Genomic DNA, 7,728 nt, shown 5'->3' with positions numbered 1-7,728 from the left:
GCTGACCTCCCCGCAACCCCCCCCCCCCCCCCCCCCCCCCCCCCCCCCCCCCCCCCCCCCCTCCGCCCCCCCCCCCCCCCCCCCCCCCCCCCCCCCCCCCCGACTCCGGTCAGGCCCTCTGCGGTCCCAGGAGCCGGGCGATCAGGTCGTCCAGGCTGACCAGGCCGGTCAGCCTGCCGCTGGTGTCGCGTACGACGGCGATCGAGGCGCGGTGGCGCCGCAGTGCCTCGACGGCCTGGGCGACGGTGGTGTCCTGAGTGAGGTCGGGCACCAGGCGGGCGAGCTCACCGGCCGTGACCGGGCGGCCCTGGACGCGTGCGGCGAGAGCATCGCGCGCATGTACCGATCCGAGGACTTGGTCCCCGTCCCGGACCAGGAGCCGGGTGCGGTCCGCCGCGGTGGCCGCGGTCAGGATCGCATCGGCGTCCGCATCCGCGGGCACCTGCGCGATCTGGTCGGCGGGGACTTTCAGGGCGCCGATGGGCGCTTGGGGTTCGGTCAGGGAGCGGGTGATCAGGGTGGAGTCCCCTGAACTGATGAGTCCGAGTCGCTGGGATTCGGCGACCAGGTGAGTGAGCTGTTCGCGGTTGTGGACGGAGGTGAGTTCCTCGCGGGGGGTGACCCGGCACAGCCGGACCAGTGCGTTGCTGACCTGGTTGAGGACCCAGATCAGGGGCCGAACCAGGCGGATCAGGGCGCGGAAGGGCGGTGCGAGGAGCATCGCCGAGCTCTCGGGATGAGCGATCGCCCAGGATTTGGGTGCCATCTCGCCCAGGACCATGTGCAGGAAGACGACGACTGCCATGGCTAGGGCGAAAGCGATGCCGTAGCTCAGCCCGGCGGGCAGGCCCAGCTTGAGGAGCAGGGGGTCGATCTGCTGGGAGAGGGCGGGTTTGGAGACGATGCCCAGGCCCAGGGTGCACATGGTGATGCCGAGTTGGGCGCCGGCCAGCATCAGGGACAGCTCACGCATGCCGGCGAGCGCCGCGCGTGCGCCGCGCCGGCCCTGGGCGGCTGCCTGCTCCATCCGGTGGTGTTTGGCTGCGACGAGGGCGAACTCGGCGGCGACGAAGAAGCCGCTGCCGATCAGAAGCAGGACGGTGACGAAGGCGGCCATCAGCGGATTCATGCGGGCCGCTCCTCACTGCGGTCGGCAGGGGGAGCCTGCCGGGTGTTCTCGTCGGTGTCCTCCTGGTCGGGCAGATGGCTCAGCCGGATCCGTTCGGGCACGTGCCGGTCCACTTCTATGACCTCGATCTTGGCCCGGCCCCCGTCAGGCAGGTGCACGGTGAGCTGGTCGCCGATCACGGGCAGGCGCCCGAGCCGGTCGATGACCAGGCCCGCGACGGTCTCGAAATCCTCGTCGTCCTCCGGCAGCGCGATCCCGGTGGCCTCGGCGGCTTCGTCGATACGGCGGCCCGCATCCACCAGCCAGCCATCCCCCTCCCGTACGGCGAGCGGAACGATACGGTCGCTCTCATCGGCGATCTCCCCGACGAGTTCTTCGGCGATGTCCTCGAAGGTGACGATCCCGGCCAGCCCGCCGTGCTCGTCCAGGACCACGGCGAACTCCTCACCCGCAGCTTCCATCTGCTCGATCGCACCGGGCAGGGGGAGACTGTCGGGCAGGAACAGCGCAGGACGAGCCAGAGCCTTGGCGCTCTGCCGCGCGAGGTCATCCGCGGACAGCGGCATGAGCTCGCGGACCCCGACGACACCCACGACGTCATCGGTGCGCCGTCCGATGACGGGGTAGTGGGAGTGGCCACGCCGGGCGATCAGCAAGGCCACATCTTCGACCGAGGCGGCTTCCGGGATGGTGTCGACGTCCACCCGGGGCACCATGACCTCGGCCAGGCGGCGTTCGGAGAACTCCAGCGCGCTCTCCAGCAGGTCTGCTGTGGCCCTAGGCAGCTGACCGTGATCGTGGGACTCGCCGATCAGGTGACCGAGTTCTTCCAGCGTCGCTCCATGGTGCAGTTCCTCCACCGGTTCGATGCCGATCCGGCGCAGGATCCTGTTCGCCGAGGCGTCGAAGACCCTGATCAGGGGGCCTGCGACCTTCAAGTAGGCCAGGGTGGAAGCGCCGAGCGACTTGGCGAGCCGGTCGGGAATGGCCAGGGCGAGGTTCTTCGGCGCCAGCTCGCCCAGCACCATCTGGATCACCGTGGCCAGGGCGAACGCCAGGATCAGCGCGATCCCGCTCACCGCGCCATCAGGGATCCCGACACCGGTCAGCATCGGGCGCAGGAGCTCGGCCAGGGCGGGTTCAGCGAGGAAGCCGACGACCAGACCGGTGACAGTGATACCCAGCTGGGCACCGGAGAGCATGAACGACAGTCGCTCCAGGACCTTCACCGCGCGAGCCGCGCGCTTGTCGCCCGCTGCCGCCTCGCGGGCCAGACTGAGCCGGTCGGCGGCGACGTAGGCGAACTCCTGAGCCACGAAGTACCCCGTGCCGACGGTCAGGACGAGGACGGCCAGCAGACCGAGTACGGCGCTCACCTGACACCGCCGGGCAGCGTGCCGCTATCAGTCGGGATGGGACGGGGTGGTCGGTGACGGTGTCCCGAGGGGTCCGTCGAAGAGGCGGACAACGATCTTCTCCTTCACGCGAGCCTGGCGGTACTGCAAGGAATACGCCGACAGGCTCATCATTTCGGACGTTTCCTCCCCGGCGCGGCCAATGGAACGCAGCAACCTGGTGAGGGAACTCTATGCTTCTACATGTCTGTAGATAACGCGAGGGTAGGTCCGCGGGTTCCAGGCCGCCACCCCGGCACAGGGGCACCGGGTCGGGGCGGCCGTTCGCCCGGGCGCACATCGACCTGACCATCCACCGTGAGGGACAGATGTTGTTCTCCCTTCCCGCCATCCCGCGCGCCGGGGTTGTCCGCAGTGATGTGATGGCTTCGCTCGTCGTCTTCCTCGTCGCCGTGCCCTTGTGCGTGGGGGTGGCCGTCGCCTCGGGTGTGCCGGCTGAGCTGGGACTTGTCACCGGCATCGTGGGAGGCCTGGTCGTCGGAGTGCTGCCCGGCAGCTCACTTCAGGTCAGCGGCCCCGCGGCGGGCCTGACGGTGCTCGTCTACGAGGCCGTCGACGCGCACGGCCTCGCCGCACTCGGGGTGATCGTTCTCTCCTCCGGCGTGCTCCAGCTGGCCTTGGGGGCCGCGCGGTGCGGGGGCTGGTTCAGAGCGATCTCCGTCGCGGTGGTCCAAGGAATGCTCGCCGGGATCGGGCTCCTCCTGATCCTCGGCCAGGCCTACACCCTGGTCGATCTGGCCGCCCCGAGCAGCGCACTGGAGAAGATCGGGGGCATTCCCCGTCTGGCGGGTGAGCTCCTCTCTGCCCCCTCCGCCCGCTCGGCGTTCGCGGTGGGGGCTGTGACGATCGCGGTGCTGGTGTGGTGGAAGCGGGTTCCGGGACGGCTGCCGCGGCTGCTGCCTGCGCCGCTTGCCGCCATCGCGCTTGCCATCGCCGCCGTAGCCGTGCTCGGTCTGCCCGTGGCCACGGTGGACGTGCAGGGCCTGGTCGAGTCGCTGCAGCCGACCGGCCCCGACGACCTGCTGCGGCTCGCGGACATCGCCGTGCTCGGCACGGTGATGGCGTTCACCCTCATCGCCTCCGCGGAGTCCCTCTTCAGCGCGGCAGCGGTGGACCGCATGCACGACGGGCCGCGCACCCACTACGACAAGGAACTGATGGCGCAAGGCGCGGGGAACACCGTATGCGGGCTGCTCGGCGCTCTCCCGATGACCGCGGTGATCGTGCGCAGCGCCGCCAACGTCCAGGCAGGCGCCCGCACTCGGCTTTCTCGCGTACTGCACGGGGTGTGGCTGCTGTTGTTCGCCGCCCTGTTCCCTGCGGTGCTCAGCGTCATCCCGGTCGCGGCGCTCGCCGGCGTGCTGATCCACGCAGGCGCGAAACTGATACCCGTAAAGGAGTTCGGGCCACTGTGGCGCGAACACCGCGGCGAGGCAGTCGTCCTGGCGGTGACCGCGATCGCCATCGTGGCGACCGACATGTTCGAGGGCGTCCTCCTCGGCCTGCTGATGGCGGTGGCGAAGTCGGCCTGGGAAACCTCCGGCATCCACCTGGACGTCGACCACACGCACGCCCATCGCATCCGCGTCCGCCTGACCGGCAACGCCACCTTCCTGCGGCTGCCCAGAATCCTGGACACACTGGAGGCGCTGCCGACCGACCGGCCCATCGAACTCGACCTGTCCAGGCTTCGACACCTCGACCACGCCTGTCACACCGCCCTCACCAGCTGGGCCCGACAGCACAACAACGAAGGCATCGAAACGGTGAGGGTGAAGATACCGCCCGCCACTTCCGCGTAGACCGGACACTGCAAGCTCCGGCGCATACCGGCGCTGGGGGCTGTGCCTCGCCGCCCGGGGTGCCGGGTGGCAAGGCACAGACTGCCTAATGAGGGTTAAGCGCCCTCTCGGAAGTCGTTCGTGATCCCCGGGCCGTTCTGGGGGCGGGCAGCCGGGGACGCCACGGGCGTGAAACCATCTGATCATGCCTGGCCACTGGACCGGATCGGTCTTCCTGAGCGTCTTGTCCATCGCTGCGGCAGTCACCTCCGCCCGCGCTGCCTGGCGATGGGCATGGCGTGAGGCCGCCTGCTGGGCCACAGCCGCAGCAGGCGGCAGCTATCTGGCCGCCCAGAATGCGGGCATCGTGGACCAGGGCCTGCCGGGCGGTCTCCTGATGGGCGCGTTCATGCTGCAAAAGCTACTGCTGCGGCGGACAGGCCGGACGACCAGCGCGTGAGCGAACGCATCGGGTCGAACGCGGGGAAGTCCTCTGTGCTACTCGACCAGCCGACCGTTGGGTCCGAGTCCCTCCGGGACCTCGGCCAGATCCGACGACGGCCTGCACTACCCCTCGGGGTCGCACAGGCCGTCGATACGCAGGACCCGGGTCGACCAGCAGCATCGTTGAGGTCGGGTCCTACGTCGTCGCGGCTGGGATTACGGAATCGTCAGCACCTGGCCGGCGTCCACCAGGTCCGGGTTGTCGATGCCGCTGGCGGCGGCGATGTCGTGGTAGCGGTTGCCGTCGCCGTAGAAGCGTTCGGCGATGTCCCACAGGGTGTCGCCGGGTTCGACGGTGTAGGTGCGCGGCTCCGGGACGAACGGGGATGCCTCTTCGGCGGCCGGGGCCTCAGTCGGCTCCTCGGCGGCGATCGGATGGTCGGTGTTGGTGTCCGACGCCCACAGCGGACTGCCGTCCACGGCGTACAGCACCACGTTGCGGTCCGCCTGTACGACCAGCATGCTGGCGTCCGCGCCGTTGGTGTCGGTGGCCCACACCGGGCCGTAGTCGCTGTAGAGCACGAAGTTGCCGTCGTCCTGGAGGACGGCTCGCTGGACTCCCTGCTCGTGGGTGTCGGTCGCCCACACGACACTGCCGCTCGGCTCAGAGAGCACCAAGTTGCCGTCGCTCTGCAGCGTCAGGATGTAGGCGCCGCCCTGAAGGGACTGACCGAGACCGATTTCATCACCCGGGTACAGGGTGTCACTCACGGGACGTTCCTTTCGAAGAAGGGGATTGGCTTCATTGCGCATCGAGGACGTGGAGGAGCTCAGCGGCGGGCCTTGAAGCGTTCCAGGGCTGTCACACCGGCGGCTGCGAGGGCGATCTGGATGAGCCACTCGATCCAGTCGACGCCCTTGGTGTCCGCGACCCCGAGGGCCGCTGCGATGCCGGTGCCAACGAAGGCGGCGGCGATGCCGACCGCGATCGTCCACAGCAGACCGATACGCTGGCGGCCCGGCAGGACAAGCCGTCCCAACGTGCCGATGACGACGCCGATCACGACCGCGCTGATCACACCGGAAATCTCCATACCCGCCCGTTCCCTTCACTTCTCCGAGTGGTGGGCTGGCGCACACCACCGGCCCAGTCACATGGACCTCGCTGCGTATCCCCGTCCGTAGCGTCAGGTGCTACAGGTCGAACTCATGCGGGGGCAGGTCGAGGGTGTAGCAGGCTTCACGGACGACGGCCTGTTCGGTCTTGTCGAAGTCGCCGTCGGCGCCCCCGATGACGATGCCGATCTGAATGACCGCGCGTGCCTCGGCAGGCTTCTTCTTCGCCTTGGCGATCTCCTGCATCACGGAGACCTTGCCGAAGGCGAAGTCGGCGGTCAACTTGTTCAAGTTGTCCTCGAAGCGCCGCTGCAGGTCGGCCGCGTCGAAGTTGCGCAGTACATCGTTGGTGGCGATCAGCTGGGCGACCCGCTGCCGCTCGGAGGGGTCGACGGTGCCGTCGGCGGCGGCGACCAGGGCGCACATCGCCATGGACGCGTCGCGGAACGCGCCGGACTTGAGGTCGTTCTTCTTCGCGTCCAGCTGCGTCTGCATCTGCTGGGCGGATTCCTTGAGACGGTCCCACAGGGCCATGCCAACTCCACTAGGTCGTAGGGGTGTCCGGGCCGGGGACGGACGGGCCGGCCCGGACACCCCATTTCTACACCAATGTAGAAGTCGGTGGGTGGAGGAGCATCTACGTCTCCTCGCTGTCGCCGTCGCCTTCCTCGTCGTCGCCTTCGAAGAAGTCGCCGATCTCGTCGACGACTTCGGCGGCGACCATGCCGCCGACCACGCCGACGGCCAGTCCCGCGGCGCCGGCGGCGACCACGGTGCCCATGCCTGGGCCGGAGCGGTGGCCGCTGTGGTGGCTGTCGTGCCCGTGGTGGCCGTGCTCGTCCTTGTGGGCGTGAGCACCATGGACGTCGCCGTGTCCGTGCGGGTGGTGGGCGGTACGGGCCGAGTGGGCGTCCAGGAGCTGGGTGATCCAGGAACCGACAACCGCATTCCAGTCCCGGTGGGTTGCACCCTCATGGCTGACCGTATGCCGACCCAGGACGTCGTGGCTGCCCGAGAACAGTCCGCCGCGCTTGTCGGCCTCCAACACGATCTCCATGCCGCCGGGATTGGCAAGGAAGGTCACTTCGATCTCGTTGACCCGGTGCGCATACTGCGGGGCGGGGGTGAGCTCGATCTCCTGGTAGAACGGCAGCTGCTGACCGGTGCCGCCGATGTGTCCGTACTCGAGGTCTGCGGACTTGAAGCCGAAGCCGAGCTGCCCGAAGGCCTCCAGGATCGATTCTTGGAGCGGCAGGGTGCCGACCGTGAGCGGGTCGAGGTCGCCCTTGTCCTTGGCGCCGGCAACGCCGAGCTCGGTCCGCACACCCAGGACGATTCCGAGCGGCTGTCCATGCAGAGTGCTGATCGGGGTTTCCCACGGCAAGTGCACGGCGAAGGGGATGCTGCGGTGCTCGCCCTCAGCCAGGCGGAAGCCACCGCCGACGGTGAACCGGTCGAAGACGACCACGCCCTCGGACTCGCCGTGGTCGTGTTCGGCCTCGACCCGGGCGATCAGCTCCAGGGTGATGTGGTCGATCGTGAAGTCCGCGTTGCCACCCTTGAGGTTGACCTGCCCGCTGAGGGTTCCGCCGGGAACGGCTGCGATCGGGTCCAGGACCGTGTCCACAGCCGGGCCGCCCACGCCGAGCGAGCCGAGCAGTCGCTTGAACACCATCGTGGCGTTCACTCCTTCATGTTGTACGTGTTGGTTCCCGAAAGTGCGGGGGGGGGGGGGCGGGGGGGGCCCCCCCCCCCCCCCCCCCCCCCTCGGGGGGAGTGTTCCAAGCGGCCCGAGCACGCTCCCCAAACCCATGCCTCAAGTCTGTGGGAACTACGAACGGCG

General features: G+C 69.0%; 8 protein-coding genes. 2 read left to right on the top strand and 6 right to left on the bottom strand.

The annotated features are described in order from the left end of the window. Positions 1-109 precede the first annotated feature (109 nt). Both ACZ7H1_RS10740 and ACZ7H1_RS10735 read right to left on the bottom strand, forming a co-directional pair. Positions 110-1,129, bottom strand: coding sequence for a hemolysin family protein (locus ACZ7H1_RS10740; protein ID WP_470785500.1), 1,020 nt, complete (start codon positions 1,127-1,129; stop codon positions 110-112). Next, entirely contained in the window at positions 1,126-2,505 is a 1,380-nt protein-coding gene (locus ACZ7H1_RS10735; protein ID WP_470785498.1) for a hemolysin family protein, read from the bottom strand. The genes ACZ7H1_RS10740 and ACZ7H1_RS10735 overlap by 4 nt, the downstream gene beginning before the upstream one ends. Positions 2,506-2,906: 401 nt before the next feature. On the opposite strand from ACZ7H1_RS10735, the gene ACZ7H1_RS10730 reads away from it, so the two are divergent. Next, positions 2,907-4,346: a SulP family inorganic anion transporter gene (locus ACZ7H1_RS10730; RefSeq protein ID WP_470785496.1), complete on the top strand. Its 1,440-nt coding sequence runs from the start codon at positions 2,907-2,909 to the stop codon at positions 4,344-4,346. A gap of 184 nt (positions 4,347-4,530) precedes the next feature. Beyond that, positions 4,531-4,785: a hypothetical protein gene (locus ACZ7H1_RS10725; protein ID WP_470785495.1), complete on the top strand. Its 255-nt coding sequence runs from the start codon at positions 4,531-4,533 to the stop codon at positions 4,783-4,785. Positions 4,786-4,985: 200 nt separating this feature from the next. Here the strand turns inward: ACZ7H1_RS10725 and ACZ7H1_RS10720 are convergent, their stop codons facing one another. The 4 genes from ACZ7H1_RS10720 to ACZ7H1_RS10705 all read right to left on the bottom strand — a co-directional run bounded on the left by ACZ7H1_RS10720 (position 4,986) and on the right by ACZ7H1_RS10705 (position 7,560). Continuing rightward, positions 4,986-5,540 carry a LysM peptidoglycan-binding domain-containing protein gene (locus ACZ7H1_RS10720; protein WP_470785493.1) on the bottom strand — a complete coding sequence of 185 codons (555 nt, stop codon included), beginning with the start codon at positions 5,538-5,540 and terminating at the stop codon, positions 4,986-4,988. 59 nt (positions 5,541-5,599) lie between these two features. Next, complete coding sequence (locus ACZ7H1_RS10715; RefSeq protein WP_470785492.1) at positions 5,600-5,863, bottom strand: GlsB/YeaQ/YmgE family stress response membrane protein; 264 nt, start codon at positions 5,861-5,863, stop codon at positions 5,600-5,602. Between the two features lie 100 nt (positions 5,864-5,963). Further along, positions 5,964-6,419: a tellurite resistance TerB family protein gene (locus ACZ7H1_RS10710; protein WP_470785490.1), complete on the bottom strand. Its 456-nt coding sequence runs from the start codon at positions 6,417-6,419 to the stop codon at positions 5,964-5,966. A gap of 103 nt (positions 6,420-6,522) precedes the next feature. Then, positions 6,523-7,560, bottom strand: a complete 1,038-nt coding sequence (locus ACZ7H1_RS10705; protein WP_470785489.1) for a sporulation protein — start codon at positions 7,558-7,560, stop codon at positions 6,523-6,525. Positions 7,561-7,728 lie beyond the last annotated feature (168 nt).

The sequence above is a fragment of the Streptomyces sp. NPDC037401 genome (genome assembly GCF_055602345.1).
Note: the sequence above shows the minus strand (reverse complement) of the source record. Positions and strands in the feature narration are given on the sequence as shown.

Bases quoted from the DNA above. Each gene is read 5' to 3' on its own strand.
- ACZ7H1_RS10740 (WP_470785500.1), bottom strand. From the start codon at position 1,129: ATGAATCCGCTGATGGCCGCCTTCGTCACCGTCCTGCTTCTGATCGGC.
- ACZ7H1_RS10705 (WP_470785489.1), bottom strand. From the start codon at position 7,560: ATGGTGTTCAAGCGACTGCTCGGCTCGCTCGGCGTGGGCGGCCCGGCT.
- ACZ7H1_RS10730 (WP_470785496.1), top strand. From the start codon at position 2,907: ATGGCTTCGCTCGTCGTCTTCCTCGTCGCCGTGCCCTTGTGCGTGGGG.
- ACZ7H1_RS10710 (WP_470785490.1), bottom strand. From the start codon at position 6,419: ATGGCCCTGTGGGACCGTCTCAAGGAATCCGCCCAGCAGATGCAGACG.
- ACZ7H1_RS10725 (WP_470785495.1), top strand. From the start codon at position 4,531: ATGCCTGGCCACTGGACCGGATCGGTCTTCCTGAGCGTCTTGTCCATC.
- ACZ7H1_RS10715 (WP_470785492.1), bottom strand. From the start codon at position 5,863: ATGGAGATTTCCGGTGTGATCAGCGCGGTCGTGATCGGCGTCGTCATC.